The sequence below is a fragment of the Actinomadura rayongensis genome (assembly GCF_009831215.1).
In the GTDB taxonomy this organism is placed as follows: Bacteria; Actinomycetota; Actinomycetes; order Streptosporangiales; family Streptosporangiaceae; genus Spirillospora; species Spirillospora rayongensis.
Window position 1 is genome coordinate 55,993 of record NZ_WUTW01000001.1, and the last position, 18,386, is coordinate 74,378.

Genomic DNA, 18,386 nt, shown 5'->3' on the forward strand with positions numbered 1-18,386 from the left:
ACATGCCGCGAAGGGGGCGCACGGTGCAGGCCAGGCCCTCCGCCCGCGTCGTCCTCGTCACGGGCGTCGCGCGTTCGCTCGGCGCACGGGTCGCGACCGCACTCCAGGCCGATCCGGGCATCGAGCGGGTCATCGGCGTGGACACCGTCGCGCCGCCGGTGACGCTCGGCCGCACGGAGTTCGTGCGCGTCGACCTGCGCACCCCGGCGATCGCCGGGATCATCGCGGCGGCGCGGGTGGACACCGTCGTCCACCTGAACCTCGTGACCGCGCCGTCCGGCCCGCGCGCGACGATCAAGGAACTGAACGTCATCGGCACGATGCAGCTCCTCGCCGCGTGCCAGCGCGCGGAGTCGATGCGGCGGCTCGTCGTGCGGTCGTCGGCGGCGGTGTACGGGTCCTCGCCGCGCGACCCGGCCGTGTTCGCCGAGACCGACGAGCCCGCCCGGCCGCCCCGGCACGGGTTCGCCAAGGACGCCGCCGAGATCGAGGGCTACGTGCGGGGGCTCCAGCGCCGCCGGTCCGACCTCTCGGTCAGCGTGCTGCGGTTCGCCAACTTCCTCGGCCCCGGGGTGGACTCGCCGTTCACCCGCTACCTCGCGCTGCCGGTCGTCCCGACCGTGCTCGGGTTCGACCCCCGGCTCCAGTTCCTCCACGAGGACGACGGCGTCGAGGTGCTGCGCAGGATGGCCGTCGAGGATCATCCCGGCTGGTACAACGTCGCGGGCGACGGCGTCCTGCTGCTGTCGCAGACGCTGCGCCGCGCGCACCGGCCGACGGTTCCGATGCCCGCCCAGTCGATCTCGGTCCTCGGGGACATGGGACGGCGTTTTGGGGGTATGTCGGGGTTCTCGCCCGAACTGCTGCGCTGGCTCACCTACGGCCGGGTCATGGACACGTCCCGGCTGGCGGACGAACTGGCCTGGCGGCCGGAGTACACCACCGAGGCCGCTCTCGCCGACTTCGTCGCCGCGCGCCCGCCGGGCGGGACCGCACCGCTGGACCTGTTCGACCGGCTGACGGCGACGCTCGGCCGCTGATGAGGGGGCCGTCCCATGGAAGCCCACCGACACGAACGGGACGCGGTGGCACCCGTCATCCCGCTCCGTACCCCCGAGCCCGCCATTAATCCGGTCGGGCGGACGGTCGCGTTCCTGCGCCGCCGCCTGGCCGGCGCCTACGAGGTGGACGAGTTCGGCTTCGACCCCGACCTCAACGAGTCCGTCCTGCTGCCCATCGCTCGCGCCCTGTACGAGCACTGGTTCCGCATCGACGTCGAGGGCCTGGAGCACCTGCCCGCCGACGGCGCGGCGCTGCTGGTCGCGAACCACTCCGGGACGCTCCCCATGGACGCGCTGATGCTGACCGTCGCCGTCCACGACCACGCGGAACGGCCGCTGCGGCTGCTCGGCGCGGACCTCGTCTACCAGATCCCCGTCCTCGGCCACCTGGCGCGCAAGGCGGGCCACACGCTCGCGAACCCCGGCGACGCGCGGCGCCTGCTCGCCAAGGACGAGCTGGTCGGCGTGTTCCCCGAAGGCTTCAAGGGCATCGGCAAGCCGTTCGCCGAGCGCTACCGGCTGCAGCGGTTCGGGCGCGGCGGGTTCGTCCGGACGGCGCTGGAGGCGGGCGCGCCGATCATCCCGGTCGCGATCGTCGGCGCCGAGGAGATCTACCCCAAGATCGCGGATCTGCGTCCGCTGGCGCGGCTGCTCGGCCTGCCGTACTTCCCGGTGACGCCGACGTTCCCGCTGCTCGGGCTGGGCGGGCTCGTGCCGCTGCCGTCCCGGTGGCTGATCGAGATCGGCCCGCCGGTGGAACTGGAGGAGTACGGCCCGGACGCCGCCGACGACCCGATGACCGTGTTCGAGCTGACCGACCACGTCCGCGAGGTCGTCCAGCAGATGGTGTACGACGCGCTGATGCGGCGCGGATCGGCGTTCCGGTAGGTCAGTCGCGGTAGTGACGGCGCAGCGCGACGCCCGCCGCGACGCCGCCCGCGAGCGCTCCCGCGCCCGCCGCGACGGGCAGCGCGACCATCGTGACCTTCCGCCCGGTGCGGAAGTCGTGGATCGGCCAGCCGTGCTCGCGGGCGTGCTCGCGCAGCGCCCCGTCGGGGTTGACGGCGTGCGGGTGGCCGACGGCGGTCAGCATCGGCAGGTCGTTGATCGAGTCGCTGTAGGCCGAGCAGCGCGCCAGGTCCAGGCCCTCGCGCTGCGCGAGCGCCCGCAGCGCCTCGGCCTTGGCGGTGCCGTGCAGCAGGTTGCCGACGAGCCGTCCGGTGTAGACGCCGCCGGACGACTCGGCGACCGTGCCGAGCGCGCCGGTCAGCCCGAGGCGGTGCGCGATCGTCCGGGCGACCTCGACGGGCGTCGCGGTGACGAGCCAGACCTGCTGGCCCGCGTCCAGGTGCTGGAGGGCGAGGCGGCGGGTGCCGTGCCAGATCCGGTCGGCCATGACCTCGTCGTAGATCTCCTCGCTGAGCCGGACGAGGTCGGCGACGCGCTGCCCGGCGACGAACGCCAGCGCGGCCTCCTTGGCGCTGCCGATGTGCTCGGCGTTCTCCGCGCCCCGCACCCGGAAGGCCGCCTGCCCCCAGGCGAACATCGCGAGGTCGCGCAGCGTGAACAGCTTGCGGGCGGCGAGCCCGCGCGCGAAGTAGTAGATGGACGCGCCGCGCATCATCGTGTTGTCCACGTCGAAGAACGCCGCCGCGTGCGGGTCGGGTTCGGGCAGCGGGCTGGGCTCCGCCGCCGCCGCGGCGGCGGCCTCGCCCGCCCGGACCGGATCGTGCCCCTTGCCGCGATGCCAGAAAAACCGCATGAACAGAGCCTAGTCGGCCCTTTCCGCCCCGTCCCAGCCCACCGCCCCGGCACGGGGTTTCTTAGGGAGTGGTTACCCGTCCGGCGTTCGCATCGGGCACCATGGGCACCACGATGGTCTCCGCTCTCCTCGCGCTGCTCGCGACCGCTGGCGCTCTCGTCGCCACCTGGTTGCTGGTTTCGCGCGCCTCCAAGGAACGGCTGCTCTACCTCATCGCGTGGTCGGTGACGCTGGTCGGGCTCAGCCTGGCGCTCATCGCGATGACGGCCGGGTTCGCGTTCGGCTTCAAGCCGATCCTCTTCCGCGTCGTCGAGATCGGCGCGGCGCTGTTGGCGCCGCTCTGGCTCGCGCTCGGCGTGGTGGAGCTGGTCGCCAGGTTCGTGCAGATCCGTTTCAGCTTCTGGCTGTTCACGGCGTCCTACACCGTGATCGTCGTGCCGATCGCGCTGCTCGACCCGACGATCGGGACGCTCACCCACGCGCTGCCCAAGCCGAGCAAGACCTACGGCCCGCTGCCGCTGGTCCTGATCGACGGCGCGCACGTCGTCGCGGTCCTGGCGCTGGTCGGCTGCGCGATCGTGACGGCGCTGCTGGCGTCCCGCCGCGACGAGGAGGCGGCCGAGCTGCTGATCCCCGTCGCGCTGGTCGCGCTGGCGGGCGTCCTCGTCGTCGCCGGGACGCGCGGGCTGCTGCCCGGCCCGCTGGCGGCGATCGCGCTCGGCGGCGCGGCGGGCCTGGTCTGGTACGGCGCGATGCGGACGATCCCCGTCTACGAGGACGACGAGGGCTACGAGGACGGCTACGAGGAACCGGCCACGGGCTACGAGGAGCAGGCCTACCGCGCGCCGCAGGCGCCCGAGCCGCAGCCGGCCCCGGCGGCCGTGGACCCGCGCGGCGAGCTGCGCTTCCCCGAGCCGGACCCGAACGAGCTGCGGTTCCCCGACCCGGCGCCGCCGACGAGCCTGGACGTGCCGCCGGTCGCCGTCCCCGCCGGGACCGACCTGTCCCGCGCGCGCGGCCAGATCACCGTCTACACCCTGCTGGACGGCCGGGAGGACGCGTTCGACCGCGTCGCCGAGGAGCTGGTCCGGGGCGTGGGCGCCGAGCCGGACGCGCTCGTCCTCGCCTGCCACACCGTCGCCAACGCCCCCACGCAGCGGATCATCTACCGGCTGTTCCGGGACGAGGCGTCGTTCACCGCGCACCAGCGGCAGCCGCACGTCCTGCGGTTCCTCGCCGACGCGCGCGCCCACGTGCTGGCCACGAACGTGATCGACCTGAAGCTCGGCCCGGCGAAGGTGCCGCCGGTGGCGTCCCCGGCCGCGCAGGGCCGCCCGCTGTGACGGACGTTCGGATCACGCTGCTCGGCAAGCCCGGCTGCCACCTCTGCGACGACGCCCGCGCGGTGATCGAGCGGGTCGCGGCGGACCTGGACGTCCCCTGGGACGAGCGGGACGTCACCGCGTCCGAGGACGACCTCCGTGAGTACGGCGACCAGATCCCGGTGACGTTCCTCAACGGCGTCCGGCACGACTTCTGGCGGGTCGACGAGGCCCGGCTGCGCGCCGCGATCGGACGCCTGCGCGCCTGACCGAACGGTGTTCCGTCGATCACACCGGATTCCGTCCCGGCACGTCGTTCATCGACCGGAAACGCCGCTGGTGGGCTTGATGTTGGCTTGGGGCGGGGTCGCTCTGCCCCGGGGGCGACTTTGTGCGCGTATTCACAAGGGTTAATCTGGAGGACGGTCCTGGGCGGGCCGGCCCTCGGTCGCCAGGCCGCGGCCCCCGCCGTCCCGGGCCGGAGCTAAGCGTCGAGCCCCCGAAGAGCAGGCCCGTGACACCTCGCCAGAACCGCACCCGCGACCGCGCCGAGCGCGGCATTCCCGAAGCCACCGTGGCGCGCCTGCCGGTGTACCTGCGCGCCCTGCACGGGCTCCAGGACCGCGGCGTCGCGACCGTCTCGTCGGAGGAACTGGCTGGCGCCGCCGGGGTGAACTCCGCGAAACTGCGCAAGGACCTGTCCCACCTCGGGTCGTACGGCACCCGGGGCGTCGGCTACGAGGTCGAGTACCTCGTCTACCAGATCTCTCGTGAACTGGGCCTGACCCAGGATTGGGTCGTAGCGATCATCGGGCTCGGTAACCTGGGCCGGGCGCTCGCCGGTTACGGCGGATTCGCCTCCCGCGGCTTCCGGGTCGCGGGCCTGCTCGACGCCGACGACGCCATCGTCGGCGAACGGATCTCCGGCATGACCGTCGAGCACGTCGACCGGCTGGAGGACGTCATCGCCGAGCGCTCGGTCTCGATCGCCGTGATCGCGACGCCGGCCGGGGCCGCCCAGGGCGTCTGCGACCGGGTGGTGGCGGCGGGGGTGACCAGTGTGCTGAACTTCGCGCCGGTCGTCCTGTCCGTCCCGGACGGCGTGGACGTGCGTAAGGTCGACCTGTCGATCGAACTGCAGATCCTCGCCTTCCACGAGCAGCGCAAGGCCGGCGGTCCCGAGCTGCCGGACGGCGACGGCCCGCCGGGTCCCGCCCATTACGTGGAAGCGGTGGACGCGTGAGCGCGTTGGAAGACATGGTGACAGCAGCGGGAGGATCCGGCCGATGAGCGTCTTGGTGGTGGGCCTCAGCCATCGGAGCGCCCCGGTGCCGGTCCTGGAGAAGACCGCCGTGTCCGGCGACGACCTGGTCAAGCTGCTGCACGCCGTGCACGAGTCCCCGCACGTCGCCGAGGCCGTGATCGTCTCGACCTGCAACCGGGTCGAGGTCTACGCGGTCGTGGACAAGTTCCACGGCGGCGTCTCGGCGGTCTCGGAGCTGCTGGCGCTGCACTCGTCGGTGCCGCTGGACGTCCTCGCCGAGCACCTGTACGTCCACTACGAGGAACGGGCCGTCCAGCACGCGTTCGCGGTGGCGTGCGGCCTGGAGTCGATGGTGGTGGGCGAGGGGCAGATCCTCGGCCAGCTCCGCGCGGCGCTGCGGCTGGCGCAGGCGGAGGGGACGATCGGGTCGGTCCTGCACGACGTCGTCCAGCAGGCGCTGCGCGTCGGCAAGCGGGCGCACCACGAGACGGGCATCGACAAGGCGGGCGCGTCGCTGGTCGGCGTCGGCCTGGACGTCGCCGCCGCGCACCTCGGGCCGCTGTCGGGCGTGCGGGCGCTGGTCGTCGGCGCGGGCGCGATGAGCGGCCTGGCCGTCGCGACGCTCGGCCGGGCGGGCGCCCGGGAGATCGTCGTGGCGAACCGGACGCGCGCGAAGGCCGAGCGGCTGGCGGCGTCGGTGGACGTCCCGGCCCGCGCGATCGACCTGGACGCCCTGGACGGCGCACTGGCCGCCGCCGACCTCGTCGTGTCCTGCACGGGCGCGTCCGGGCTCGTCCTGACGGTCGAGCAGCTCACCGCGTGCGGCGTCGGCGCGGACGGCCGCCGCCGCTTCCTGCTCGACCTGGCGCTGCCGCGCGACGTCGAGGAGGCCGCGGGCGACCTGCCCGGCGTGGAGCTGGCCGGTTTGGAGCGTTTGCGGGACGCCGAGGAGGCCGCGCGGGCGATCGGCCCGGAGGCCGTCGAGGCGGCCCGCCGGATCGTCGCCGACGAGGTCGCGGCGTTCCTCGGCGCGGCCCGCGCCGCCGCCGTCGCGCCGACCGTGGTCGCGCTGCGCGCCAAGGCGGCCGAGGTCGTGGAGACCGAGCTGGCCCGGCTCGCCGGGCGGCTGCCCGAACTGGACGAGCGCGCCCGCCGGGAGATCGCGCAGACCGTCCGGCGGGTCACCGACAAGCTGCTGCACGCGCCGACCGTCAAGGTGAAGGAACTGGCGGCGGCGCCCGGCGGCGACACCTACGCGGCGGCGCTGCGCGAGCTGTTCGACCTCGACCCGAAGGCGCCCGAGGCCGTGGCCCGCGTCGACCTGGCGGCCGAGGAGACGGCGGCGACCGGCGATCGCCCCTGGAGCAAGAACGACACGGGAGGGACGAGCCCATGAGCACGGCGAAGGAGCCGCTGCGGCTCGGGACCCGCAAGAGCCTGATGGCGATGACGCAGTCCGGGCTGGTCGCGGACGCATTGTCGCAGCGTACGGGGCATATGGTCGACCTGGTCGGGGTAACGACGCAGGGTGACGTTTCCAAGGCGCTGCTCGCGCAGATCGGCGGTACCGGGGTGTTCGTCAACGCCCTGCGCGACCGGTTGCTGTCCGGTGAGGTGGACTTCGCGGTGCATTCGCTGAAGGACCTGCCCACCGGGCCCGCCGAGGGGATCGCGCTCGCCGCCGTCCCCGTCCGCGACGATCCGCGCGACGCGCTCTGCGGTCCGTGCAAGCTGGCCGACCTGCCGCGCGGCGCCCGCGTCGGCACCGGGTCGCCGCGCCGGGTCGCGCAACTGCGCGCGCTGCGCTCCGACATCGAGGTCGTGCCGATCCGCGGCAACGCCGACACGCGGCTGCGCAAGGTCGCCGACGGCGAGCTGGACGCGGTCGTCCTCGCCTACGCCGGGCTGAAGCGCATCGGGCGGCTGGCCGACGTCGCCGAGGTCTTCGACCCGGACCAGATGCTGCCCGCGCCCGGCCAGGGCGCGCTGGCGCTGGAGTGCCGCGCCGACCGCGCCGACCTGGTGGAGCTGCTGGCGGCGGTGGACGACCCGGCGTCGCGCGCGGCCGTCACCGCCGAGCGCACGGTGCTCGCCGTGCTCGAAGCGGGATGTTCGGCGCCCGTGGGAACATACGCTGCCGAAGTAGAACAAAAGCTGCGTCTCACCGCGAACGTCGTCGGCATCGACGGCGCGCGGCAGATTCGGCTGTCCGCAAGCGGCCACCCGGACCGGCCGGACGAGCTGGGGCGCGAACTCGCGCGCCGGCTCCTCGACCAGGGGGCCGACCAGTTGATGGGGGAGCTTGACGATGAGCCCCGCTGACCAGAACCCCGCCGACGACGCTCCGCAGGAGGAGCGCTACGTCGCGCTCGTCGGGATGGGCCCGGGCGATCCCGGCCTGCTGACGCTGCGCGCCGCCGCCGAGCTGGCCCGCGCCGACGTGGTCATCGCCGACCCCGCCGCCGTGCATCCGGACGTCCGCGCGCACGCCCGCGCGGACGCCGAGTTCGTCGACACCGCCACCGGAGACCCGGCCAAGCTCGCGGTGAAGGCCGCCCGGGCGGGACGGCACGTCGTCCGGCTCTACCGGGGCGACCCGGGGCTCGGCTGCGGGCTCGCCGCCGAGGCCGCAGCGCTGCGCAAGGCGGACGTGCCGTTCGAGGTCGTCCCGGGCGTCTCGTCGGTGACCGGCGTGCCCGGCTACGCGGGCATCCCGCTGACCGACGGCAAGCACCGCGAGGTGCGGGTCGTGGACGCGTCCGAGGGCGGCGTGGACTGGGAGAAGTTCGCCGCGCCCGGCGTCACGCTCGTGATCCTCGGCGCCGAGGGCACGGTCGCCGAGGTCGCCAAGGGGCTCGTCGCGGCGGGTAGGCCGGACTCGACCCCGGCCGCGATGACGAGCCTCGGCACCACGACCGAGCAGGAGACCGTCGTCTCCACGCTGCACCGGCTCGCCGCCGACACCAAGGGCATGGAGTCGCCCGCGATGATCATCGTGGGCGACGTCGTGAACTGGCGCGACAAGCTGTCGTGGTTCGAGACCAAGCCGCTGTTCGGGTGGCGCGTGCTCGTCCCGCGCACCAAGGAGCAGGCCGAGTCGCTGTCCCGGCGGCTGCGCGGCTACGGCGCCGTGCCGGACGAGGTCCCGACGATCTCCGTCGAGCCGCCGCGCACCCCGCAGCAGATGGAGCGCGCCGTCAAGGGCTTGGTCACCGGACGGTACGAGTGGGTCGTGTTCACCTCGACCAACGCCGTCCGGGCCGTCCGGGAGAAGTTCACCGACTACGGCCTGGACGCGCGGGCGTTCGCGGGCCTCAAGGTCGCCGCCGTCGGCGAGCAGACGGCCGCCGCGCTGGTGGAGTTCGGCGTCCACCCGGACCTCATGCCGGACGGGCAGCAGTCCAGCGAGGGCCTGGCCGACGTGTGGCCGCCCTACGACGAGGACCTGGACCCCATCAACCGGGTCCTGCTGCCGCGCGCCGACATCGCCACCGACACGCTCATCGCCCGGCTGACGCAGCTCGGCTGGGAGTGCGAGGACGTCACCGCCTACCGGACCGTCCGGGCCGCGCCGCCGCCCGCGCCGATCCGCGAGGCGATCAAGGGCGGCGGGTTCGACGCGGTGCTGTTCACCTCGTCGTCCACGGTGAAGAACCTCATCGGCATCGCGGGCAAGCCGCACAACGTGACCGTCATCGCGGTGATCGGCCCGCAGACGGCCAAGACCGCCGAGGAGTACGGGCTGCGGGTGGACGTCATGGCCGAGCGTCCGTCGGTGTCGGCCCTCGCCGAGGCGCTCGCGGAGTACGGTGCGAAGCGGCGGGCGGCCCAGATCGAGGCCGGCGACCCGCTGCGCAAGCCGAGCCAGATGCGCCGGGGCGCCCGCCGCCGCAAGTGACCCCCCGACCGGCGAGGAGAAGCTCCATGTCCGCTCAGTTCCCCGTCGCCCGGCCGCGCCGGCTGCGGCGCACGCCCGCGCTCCGGCGGCTGGCGGCCGAGACGCGGCTGTCGGCGGCCGACCTCGTGCTGCCCGTGTTCGTCAAGGAGGGCATTACCGAGCCGCAGCCGATCGCGTCGATGCCCGGCGTCGTCCAGCACACCCGCGACAGCCTGCGCAAGGCCGCGCACGAGGCGGTCGAGGCGGGCGTCGGCGGGCTCATCCTGTTCGGGATCCCGGCGGTGAAGGACGCGGTGGGCTCGGGCGCGGACGACCCGGACGGCATCGTGCAGAAGGCCGTCCGGGACCTCAGGTCCGACCTCGGCGACGCGGCCGTCGTCATCACCGACCTGTGCCTGGACGAGTTCACCGACCACGGCCACTGCGGCATCGTCACCGAGACCGGCGCGATCGACAACGACGCGACGCTGGAGCGGTACGCGTCCGTCGCGGCGGCGCAGGCGGCGGCGGGCGTCGACGTCGTCGCGCCGAGCGGGATGATGGACGGCCAGGTCGCCGCGATCCGCGCCGCGCTCGACGGCGCCGGGCACCCCGAGCTGCCGATCCTGGCGTACTCGGTGAAGTACGCGTCGGCGTTCTACGGGCCGTTCCGCGACGCCGCCGAGTGCGCGCCGGTCTTCGGCGACCGCGCCACCCACCAGCAGGACCCGGCCAACGCCGCCGAGTCGCTGCGGGAAGTCCTCCTGGACCTGGAGGAGGGCGCGGACATGGTGATGGTGAAGCCCGCCGGGCCGTACCTGGACGTGCTGCGCCAGGTTCGCGACGCTGTGGACGTCCCCGTCGCGGCGTACCAGGTCAGCGGCGAGTACGCGATGATCGAGGCCGCGGCGCGCAACGGCTGGCTGGACCGCGAGCGCGCGATCGACGAGTCGCTGGCCGGGATCCGCCGCGCGGGCGCCGACATCATCCTCACGTACTGGGCCGCCGAGGTCGCCGCGCGCCTGTGAACGCGCGCAGGTTTCCTGCATGGATCACGGCCGGATAGTCAATTAGGGCCGTTTTCCGGGATGCGGCCTGTCGTGTCCCGCGCCTCGGGAGCATCATCGGGGGAACACCGGGCGATCCCTTGGGGGCGGATGATGCCGGCGATCTCGGGGCACAGAAGGCAGCGGGCGCGCGAGCGCGAGCGCGAACCCGACCGGATGGCCGCCGCCGCGCGGGCGTACGGTGCGGCCGGCTGGCCGTGCGTGCCGGGGTCGCCCGCCGGGACCGACCGCGCCTGCTCCTGCGACCGCATGGGCTGTCCCGCGCCCGGCGAGCACCCGGTGTCGGCGGGCTGGGCGCGGCTGGCCAGCGTCGACGCCGACGTCATCGACGGGCTGTGGGCCAAGCGCCCGGACGCCAACGTCATCCTCCCGACCGGCCGCGTGTTCGACGTGTTCGACGTCCCGGCCGCCGCCGGGGCGCTCGCCCTCGCGGCGCTGGACGCGTCCGGGGTCGCCTCCGGCCCGGTCGCGGCGATCGCCGACGAGCGGTACCTGTTCTTCGTCGCGACGCGCGGCGCGCCCGTGGACGAGGACGAGTGGTGGTCCTCCAGCCTGGACTGCTCGCCCGAGACCGTCGCCGAGACGCCCGGGCTGCGCTGGCACTGCCGCGACAGCTACGTCGTCGCGCCGCCGTCGCTGCTGCCCTACGGCCGCGAGGTCGCGTGGGTCCGGGCGCCGGACGGACGGGGCCTGCCCGACCCGCTGCGGCTGCTCGCCGTCCTGTCCGACGCCTGCGAGGACCCGGGGGTCAGCGCGGGGCGCTGATCGCGACCTTGCGGCCCCAGCCCGCGTAGGTGGTCTGGTAGGCGAGGGTGCGGGCCTTGGCGGTGCCGTGCGTCCGGAGCGTCACGCGGACGGGGTGGTACGCCCGGTCGACCTGGAGCGTGTAGGTGATCTCGGTGGCGCCGGACCGGCGGGCGAGTTCGGCGAACAGTTCCCCGGCGCCCTGGTCCCGCGCGAGCTTGGCCAGCGACGCGGTGCCCTCGTAGCCCGTCGCGGTCTTGCGGAACGCGGTGCTGGACCGCAGCAGCGCCGGGACGTTCGTCACCGCCGTCTCCTGCCGGACCTGCGCCGCGAGGCCCGCGTAGCCGCGCGCCTTCGGGTTGTAGGGGACCGGCCGCCACTTGCCGCCCGCGCGCAGGTACGTGGTGTCGCGGATGACGATGGTCTTCCCGGCCTTGCGGGTGCCGCCCGTCCCGGCGATCGTCATCGAGTACGACGCGGGCGCCGACTCCTGCAGCCCGAGCGTGCCCTGCGCGGTCGCGCCCGCGCCCGCGCCGGTGCGGCGGAACGTGAACGTCGCGCCCGCGGGCTTGGCGACGCTCTGCTGGACGAGCCCGGCGAGCGACGACGCCTCGGCGAGCGCCGGGTCCACGGTCGGGACGGGCTGCGGGTTCCCCGACGTCGCGGGCGTCGGCGCCGGCGCGTCCTTGTCCCGGTTGAGCGAGACGACCGCGCCCGCGATGCCCGCCACGATGACGAGCCCGGCGGCGAGCGCGATGAGCGGCCGGGCCTTCCCGCCGCCGCCCGACCGCGCCGGGGCGGTGACCGGGTTCTTGCCGGACGTGCGGGGCTTGCTCGGCGCGGGCGCCTTCGCCTTGGCCGCCTGCTGCGCCAGCTCGGTGATCCGGCCGCGTCCCTGCGCCTCCCAGGACGGCCCGTAGGCGGCGACGGCGGCCTCCTCGACCGCGCCGAGGAAGTCGGCGGCGGACGCGGGGCGCTTCTCGGCGTCCTTGGCCAGGCCGAGCGCGATGATGTCGCGCAGCGGGCCCGGCACGGCGTCCACCGGGACGGGCGTCTCGCGGTGCGCCTTGGCCAGCGACCGCCCGGTGAACGGCGGCGCGCCGGTCAGGCACTCGAAGAACACGGCCGTCGCGGCGTACAGGTCCGAGGCCGCGCCCGCCGGGGCGCCGTTCCACAGCTCCGGCGCGGCGTAGGCGGGACCGGCCTGCGCGGCGTCGCCGGACGGCGTCATGCCGAAGTCGGTGAGGAGCGCGTTGCCCTGGCCGTCCACGATGACGTTCGTCGGCCGCAGCGCGCCGTGGACGATCTCCTTCTCGTGCGCGGCGGCGAGCCCGAGCAGCATGCCGCCGAGCACCGACAGCGCGGCGAGCGGCCCGGTCGGGCCCTGCGCGTCGAGGATGCGCCGCAGCGTGACGCCCTCGACGTGGTCCATGACGATCGCGGTGCCCTGCGGGGTCTCCACGAGGTCGAACAGGTCGACGACGTTGGGGTCCTCCAGCTGGGACAGCCGCCGCGCGGTCATCCGGAAGCGCGAGAGGAACACCTCGTCGGCGTCGAGGCGGGCGTCGAGATACTTGATCGCCACCTGGGTCTGCGTGAGGTCGTCCACCGCCAGCACCACGCGGCCAGCGGCGCCGCCGCCCAGATCCCGTGCGTGCGTGAAGCCGGGAACCGTCCAGCCGTTGACCACGTGCGAGCCATCCCTCCGCTACGGCCGGCGCCGAGTGCGCACCACGACGCCGCGCCGGGCGCCGATTATCCCTATTCCGGTGCGTTCCATAATGGCCCACCCGAACGGGGTGGACACTCTCGTTGCTGGAATATAGGCCCCTAGCGGGCGGGGTCAAGGCACGTCACCGAACTGCAACCGGGCACGTCGCGGCGGGGTCCCGTCGCGACGGCGCCGGGGCGCTGCGAGACTGGACGGCGTGAGTGACACCGAAGGTTCCCAGCAGCTCTTCGCGCGAGCGGAGCGGGTCGTCCCCGGCGGGGTGAACTCGCCGGTCCGCGCCTTCCGCGCCGTGGGCGGAACGCCCCGGTTCATCCGGTCCGCGAGCGGCCCGTACCTCACCGACGTGGACGGGAACACCTACGTGGACCTCATCTGCTCGTGGGGTCCGATGATCCTCGGGCACGCGCATCCGGAGGTCGTCGCGGCGGTGGCGGACGCGGCTTCGCGCGGGACGTCCTACGGGGCGCCGACGCCGGGCGAGGTCGAGCTGGCCGAGGAGATGGTCGCGCGGACGCCCGTGGACCGCGTCCGGCTCGTCAACTCCGGCACCGAGGCGACGATGTCGGCGATCCGGCTCGCGCGCGGGTTCACCGGCCGCTCGAAGGTCGTGAAGTTCGCCGGGTGCTACCACGGGCACGTGGACGCGCTGCTCGCGGCGGCGGGCTCGGGCGTCGCGACGCTGTCCCTGCCGGACACGCCCGGCGTGACGGGCGCGACGACCGCCGAGACGATCGTCCTGCCGTACAACGACGTCCCGGCCGTGGAGCTGGCGTTCGCCGAGCACGGGCACGAGATCGCGTGCGTCATCACCGAGGCCGTGCCGTGCAACATGGGCGTCGTCCCGCCGCTGGACGGCTTCAACGCGCTGCTGAAGTCGCTCTGCGAGCGCAACGGCGCCCTGCTGGTGATCGACGAGGTGCTGACCGGGTTCCGGGCGTCGGCGTCCGGCTGGTACGGCGTCGAGGGCGTCGCGGGCGACCTCGTCACGTTCGGCAAGGTCATGGGCGGCGGGCTGCCCGCCGCCGCGTTCGGGGGCCGCGCGGACGTCATGGACCGGCTCGCCCCCGCCGGGCCCGTCTACCAGGCGGGCACGCTGTCGGGGAACCCGCTCGCCACGGCCGCCGGGCTCGCGACGCTGCGGAACGCGACCGCGGACGTCTACGCCGCGATCGACCGGTCCGCCGGGATCGTCGCGCGCGCCGCCGCCGACGCGCTGACCAAGGAGGGCGTGCCGCACCGGGTCCAGACCGCCGGGAATCTGTTCTCGGTGTTCTTCGCGGAGGGCCCCGTCCTGGACTTCACGGCCGCGCAGCGGCAGGACGCCCGCGTCTACGCGGCGTTCTTCCAGGAGGCGCTGGCGCGCGGCGTGTACCTGCCGCCGTCGCCCTACGAGGTGTGGTTCCTGTCGGCGGCGCACGACGACGAGGCCCTGGAGCGGATCCTGTCCGCCCTCCCGCACGCGGCGCGCGCTGCGGCCGGTGTGCTGGGTGTTTAGATATTTCTGGCATAGCTGAATAATTCGATTTAGAGTTGCTTCATGTTGGATCTGGAACGGTTGCGCGCCCTGCACTCGGTGGCGACCTACGGGTCGGTGAGCGCGGCGGCCGACGTGCTGCACGTCACGACGTCGGCGGTGTCGCAGCAGCTCGCCAAGCTGGAGCGCGAGACCGGGCAGAAGCTGCTGGAGCGCAACGGGCGCGGCGTCCGGCTGACCGACGCCGCCGAACTCCTCGTGGAGCACGCCGAGCACATCCTGTCGCTGGTCGAGCGCGCCCAGGCCGACCTGGAGGCGCACCGGGGCGCGGTCGTCGGACGGCTGACGCTCGGGGCGTTCGCGACGGCCGTCCGGGGCCTGATCCCCGAGACGCTCGGCCGCCTCGGCAAGGACCACCCGGACCTGCGCGTCCAGGTGCAGGAACTCGACCCGACGCAGAGCATGCCGCTCGTGGCGCGCGGCGACCTGGACATGGCGGTCGTCCAGGACTGGAACAACGAGCCGCTGCCGACGCCCGAAGGGCTCCAGAAGGCGCGGATCTTCGACGACGTCGCGGACGTCGCGCTGCCCGGCGACCATCCGCTGGCCGCGCGCACGACGGTCGCGCTCCAGGACCTCGTCGCGGACCCGTGGATCAGCTCGTCGGCCGACAGCATCTGCTGCGACTGGCTCATCCACACGCTGCGGTCGCTCGGCGCCGAACCGAACATCGCCCACATGGCCTACGAGATCCCGAGCCAGCTCGTCCTCGTCGGCGCGGGCCTCGGGAACGCGATCCTGCCGCGCCTCGGTCGGGTGACCGTGCCGTGCGAGGTCGCCATCGCCGAGACCCGCCCGCAGCTCACCCGGCACGTCTACGCGGTGTGGCGCGAGGAGGCCGCGCGCCGCCCCGCCATCCGCGCCGCCCTCACCGCCCTGCGCGCCGCCGCCGTCCCCGCCGAATGATCCTTTCCGTGCGAAAACGCGAAACCGAGACGGACGGAACGTCGCGCTGAGACCATGCCCGCATGACATTCATCGCGGGCGGTGACGGTGCGGCTCTGGACGGTGATCTTCCGCCGACCCTCGACGAGGTGGTGCGCTCGCCGCGCGCGGCCGAGCGGATGGGGCAGCTCAACTATCCGAAGGTCGTCTGGTCCGGCACGACCTACGCGCTCGCCGAGCAGGTCGACGGCGCGTGGCTGCTCAGCGACCTGGCGTACGACCACCCGCAGGAGGCGCGGGACGGGATGGGCTTCCACTTCCGCGCCCTCGCCCTGCGGCGCTCGACGCCGGCGTGGGCCCGCGAGGAGTACTGGGAGACGTCGGCGCTGCTGGAGCGCGAGCGGCCGAACGAGCTGACGGTGGCGGGGCGGCGGTTCCGCGTCGTGCGCGTCGACCGGTTCTCGCGGGTGGGGCCGCCCGGGCCGGAGTCGCCGCGCGCGACCGATCCCGACGACGTCCCCGAGCAGCGGCTCCCCGACCTGCACGCCCGGTTCTGCCGCACGCCGCTGCCCGCGCCGGTGACGCCGGGCTCCGCCGAACTGCTCGGCGAGCGGTGGGAGCACGTCCCGCCGGCCGGCCGGGCGTCCGGCGAGGTCATCCGGGACGCGCGCCGGGCGCTGGAGTCGCACCCGCTGATCGTCCGGCTGCCGCCGCGCTTCATCGTCCTCACCAACATGGACGGGTTCTGGAGCACCTGCCGCGGCTACGTGAACTGCCCGCGCGCCGCCCGCACGACCCTCGCCGACATCCTCCGCCGGATGACCGAGGAGGACGACGAGGACCTGTCCGACGAGGACCGCTCCGCCATCCTGGGCACGGCCGAGGCGCTGGAGATCGCGCCGATCCACGAGATCGTCCTGCGCGGCGAGATCCGGTACCGGATCGTCCGGGTGGAGCACGTCGTGCGGATGAACGACGACGGTCCCGAGCCGTCGCGCCCGTCCGACCACGACCCCGAGGAGCCGCTGACGGGCGAGACGGCCGAACTGCGCACCTGGCCGCTGCGGGACGAGTGACGGAAACAATCGCGGGGCGCGGCGGGTTGGCCGGAGTATGACCGACACGCCGTTCGATCCGCGCGCGCTGCTGGCCGCGAGCCGCCTCGGGGTCCTCGCGACGATCAAGTCCGACGGGCGCCCGCAGCTCTCGCCCGTCCTGCCCTTCTACGACCCCGAGTCCGGGGTGCTGTACGTCTCGATGACCGAGGGACGCGCCAAGACCGCCAACCTGCGCCGCGACCCGCGCGCCACGCTGGAGGTCACGAGCCCCGACGGCGGGTCGTGGGCCACCGCCGAGGGCGTCGCGACGCTCGTCGGACCGGGTACCGATCCGCACGGCCCGGAGGTGGAGGCGCTGGTGGACTACTACCGGCGCGCCGCGGGGGAGCACCCGGACTGGGACGAGTACCGCGCCGTCATGGTGGCGGACCGTCGCGTCCTGCTGCGGATGCCCGTCGACCACGTGTACGGCGCCAAGATCCGCTGACGTCCCGGTTTCCTTCGTTCCTGCCGGGTAATGGGCGGGCGGAGGTGTCATGGGGGACGGGATGGGGCGGCGGGTGCGGGAGGCCACGGCCGAGGCGCCGCCGGTGCCGGGGAGCGGCGGCACGTTCCGGCGCTGGACGGCGCTCGCCGCGCTGGCCGAGGAGGACCTGTCGCTCGCGCGGCTGTGCGAGGGGCACTTCGACGCGCTCGCGATCCTGGACGAACTGGACGGGCCCCGCCCGCGTCCCGGCGAGGTCTGGGGCGTCTGGGCGGCGAAGCCGGACGCTCTGACGCTGGACGGCGGCCGGGTGAGCGGGGTCAAGCCGTACTGCTCGGGCGCCGGGCTCTGCACGAACGCCCTGGTCACGGTCGGCGGGGACCTGTACGCGGTGACGCCCGGCACGCCCGTCCCCGGCACCTGGCCCGCCACGGGGATGGCCGCGAGCGACAGCCGGGACGTGCGGTTCGACGGCGTCCCGGCCCGGTACGTCGGCCCGTACGTGGACCGGCCCGGCTTCCACCACGGGGGCGCGGGCGTCGCGGCCGTCTGGTACGGGGGCGCGCGGGGCGTGGCGCGGCGGCTCGTCGGCGCGTCCGACCCGCACGCCCGGGCCCACCTCGGCGCGGTGGACGTCGCGCTGCACGGGGCGCTGGCCGTCCTGCGGGAGGCCGCCGGGGAGATCGACGCCGACCCGCACGACCGCAAGGGCACGGCCGAGACGCGGGCGCTGCGGGTGCGCGCCCACGTCGCGGCCGTCGCCGCCGACGTCCTGGACCGTGTCGGGCGGGCGCTCGGCGCCGGGCCGCTCTCGCACGACGCCGCGCACGGCCGCCGCGTCGCCGACCTGGCCGTCTACCTGCGGCAGCACCACGCCGAACGGGACCTCGCCGCGCTCGGCGCCCGCGTCGACGGGCGTGACTGGTGAACCGCATCGACGCGCCCGGCACGGCCGAGGACGCCTGGCGCGCCTGGCCGGGGCTGCGCGACCTGCCCGTCCTGGACCTGTCCGGCGTGCGGTCGGCGGTGGTCGTCGCGGCCCATCCCGACGACGAGGTGCTCGGCGCGGGCGGGCTGCTCGCGATGCTCGGCGTGCCGGTGCGGCTCGTCGCGGTGACGGACGGCGAGGCGTCCCATCCCCATCTGGACCCCGCCGACCTCGCGGCGCGGCGGCGGGCCGAGAGCGCTGCGGCGCTGCGGCGGCTCGGCGGCGACTGGGAGGTCGTCCGGCTGGGCCTGCCCGACGCGGGCGTCCGCGACGCCGACCTCGCGCCCCGCCTCGCCGGCCTGCTGGACGGCTTCGACCTGTGTCTGGCGCCCTGGGAGCACGACGCGCACCCCGATCATGAGGCGGCGGGACGGGCCGCGCTCGCGACCGGCCGTCCGGTGCTGCGGTTCCCGATCTGGGGGTGGCACTGGGCGCGTCCGGGCGATCCGCGCGTCCCGTGGGAGCGGGCGTGGCGGGTGCCGCTGCCGCCGTCCGCCGTCGCCGCCAAGCGCGCCGCCATCGGCTGCTTCGCCAGCCAGCTCGGCACGATCCTCCCGCCCGGCGTCGTGGAGCACTTCACGCGCGACGACGAGGTGCTGTTCCGGTGA

General features: G+C 74.5%; 18 protein-coding genes. 16 read left to right on the forward strand and 2 right to left on the reverse strand.

Annotated features, from left to right (window positions below):
• Positions 1-2: 2 nt before the first annotated feature.
• Both GQ466_RS00280 and GQ466_RS00285 read left to right on the forward strand, forming a co-directional pair.
• Complete coding sequence (locus GQ466_RS00280; protein ID WP_161100775.1) at positions 3-1,040, forward strand: NAD-dependent epimerase/dehydratase family protein; 1,038 nt, start codon at positions 3-5, stop codon at positions 1,038-1,040.
• Between the two features lie 15 nt (positions 1,041-1,055).
• On the forward strand, positions 1,056-1,949 hold the full coding sequence (locus GQ466_RS00285; protein ID WP_161100776.1) for a lysophospholipid acyltransferase family protein: 894 nt from the start codon (positions 1,056-1,058) through the stop codon (positions 1,947-1,949).
• Position 1,950: 1 nt separating this feature from the next.
• Here GQ466_RS00285 and GQ466_RS00290 read toward each other — a convergent pair whose 3' ends face one another.
• Complete coding sequence (locus GQ466_RS00290) at positions 1,951-2,823, reverse strand: HAD family hydrolase (RefSeq protein ID WP_161100777.1); 873 nt, start codon at positions 2,821-2,823, stop codon at positions 1,951-1,953.
• Between the two features lie 101 nt (positions 2,824-2,924).
• Here GQ466_RS00290 and GQ466_RS00295 point away from each other — a divergent pair, with 101 nt between their 5' ends.
• From GQ466_RS00295 to GQ466_RS00330, 8 genes are all read left to right on the forward strand, one after another.
• A complete protein-coding gene (locus tag GQ466_RS00295; protein WP_237417564.1) occupies positions 2,925-4,166 on the forward strand; it encodes a putative quinol monooxygenase in 1,242 nt (413 codons plus the stop codon).
• Positions 4,163-4,414 (forward strand): glutaredoxin family protein, encoded by a 252-nt coding sequence (locus tag GQ466_RS00300; protein WP_161100778.1) that lies wholly within the window; start codon positions 4,163-4,165, stop codon positions 4,412-4,414. Before GQ466_RS00295 ends, GQ466_RS00300 begins: the two co-directional genes overlap by 4 nt.
• A gap of 245 nt (positions 4,415-4,659) precedes the next feature.
• A complete protein-coding gene (locus GQ466_RS00305) occupies positions 4,660-5,388 on the forward strand; it encodes a redox-sensing transcriptional repressor Rex (protein WP_161100779.1) in 729 nt (242 codons plus the stop codon).
• A gap of 43 nt (positions 5,389-5,431) precedes the next feature.
• The gene (locus GQ466_RS00310; RefSeq protein WP_161100780.1) at positions 5,432-6,805 is read left to right on the forward strand and encodes a glutamyl-tRNA reductase; all 1,374 of its coding nucleotides are present in this window, start codon (positions 5,432-5,434) and stop codon (positions 6,803-6,805) included.
• On the forward strand, positions 6,802-7,731 hold the full coding sequence (hemC, locus tag GQ466_RS00315; protein ID WP_161100781.1) for a hydroxymethylbilane synthase: 930 nt from the start codon (positions 6,802-6,804) through the stop codon (positions 7,729-7,731). Before GQ466_RS00310 ends, hemC begins: the two co-directional genes overlap by 4 nt.
• Entirely contained in the window at positions 7,718-9,307 is a 1,590-nt protein-coding gene (locus GQ466_RS00320; protein ID WP_161100782.1) for a bifunctional uroporphyrinogen-III C-methyltransferase/uroporphyrinogen-III synthase, read from the forward strand. Before hemC ends, GQ466_RS00320 begins: the two co-directional genes overlap by 14 nt.
• Positions 9,308-9,333: 26 nt before the next feature.
• On the forward strand, positions 9,334-10,314 hold the full coding sequence (hemB, locus tag GQ466_RS00325; protein ID WP_161100783.1) for a porphobilinogen synthase: 981 nt from the start codon (positions 9,334-9,336) through the stop codon (positions 10,312-10,314).
• A 132-nt stretch (positions 10,315-10,446) separates the two neighbouring features.
• Complete coding sequence (locus GQ466_RS00330) at positions 10,447-11,118, forward strand: bifunctional DNA primase/polymerase (RefSeq protein WP_161102299.1); 672 nt, start codon at positions 10,447-10,449, stop codon at positions 11,116-11,118.
• Here GQ466_RS00330 and GQ466_RS00335 read toward each other — a convergent pair.
• A complete protein-coding gene (locus tag GQ466_RS00335; RefSeq protein WP_161100784.1) occupies positions 11,102-12,787 on the reverse strand; it encodes a protein kinase domain-containing protein in 1,686 nt (561 codons plus the stop codon). The genes GQ466_RS00330 and GQ466_RS00335 overlap by 17 nt on opposite strands.
• 238 nt (positions 12,788-13,025) lie before the next feature.
• On the opposite strand from GQ466_RS00335, the gene hemL reads away from it, so the two are divergent.
• The 6 genes from hemL to GQ466_RS00365 all read left to right on the forward strand — a co-directional run bounded on the left by hemL (position 13,026) and on the right by GQ466_RS00365 (position 18,386).
• Complete coding sequence (hemL, locus tag GQ466_RS00340; RefSeq protein ID WP_161100785.1) at positions 13,026-14,324, forward strand: glutamate-1-semialdehyde 2,1-aminomutase; 1,299 nt, start codon at positions 13,026-13,028, stop codon at positions 14,322-14,324.
• A 42-nt stretch (positions 14,325-14,366) separates the two neighbouring features.
• Complete coding sequence (locus GQ466_RS00345) at positions 14,367-15,269, forward strand: LysR family transcriptional regulator (protein ID WP_161100786.1); 903 nt, start codon at positions 14,367-14,369, stop codon at positions 15,267-15,269.
• 62 nt (positions 15,270-15,331) lie between these two features.
• Positions 15,332-16,324, forward strand: coding sequence for a DUF5954 family protein (locus GQ466_RS00350; protein WP_161100787.1), 993 nt, complete (start codon positions 15,332-15,334; stop codon positions 16,322-16,324).
• A gap of 37 nt (positions 16,325-16,361) precedes the next feature.
• Positions 16,362-16,793, forward strand: coding sequence for a PPOX class F420-dependent oxidoreductase (locus GQ466_RS00355; protein WP_161100788.1), 432 nt, complete (start codon positions 16,362-16,364; stop codon positions 16,791-16,793).
• Between the two features lie 49 nt (positions 16,794-16,842).
• Positions 16,843-17,718, forward strand: coding sequence for an acyl-CoA dehydrogenase family protein (locus tag GQ466_RS00360; protein ID WP_161100789.1), 876 nt, complete (start codon positions 16,843-16,845; stop codon positions 17,716-17,718).
• Positions 17,715-18,386 (forward strand): PIG-L deacetylase family protein, encoded by a 672-nt coding sequence (locus GQ466_RS00365; RefSeq protein WP_337193254.1) that lies wholly within the window; start codon positions 17,715-17,717, stop codon positions 18,384-18,386. Before GQ466_RS00360 ends, GQ466_RS00365 begins: the two co-directional genes overlap by 4 nt.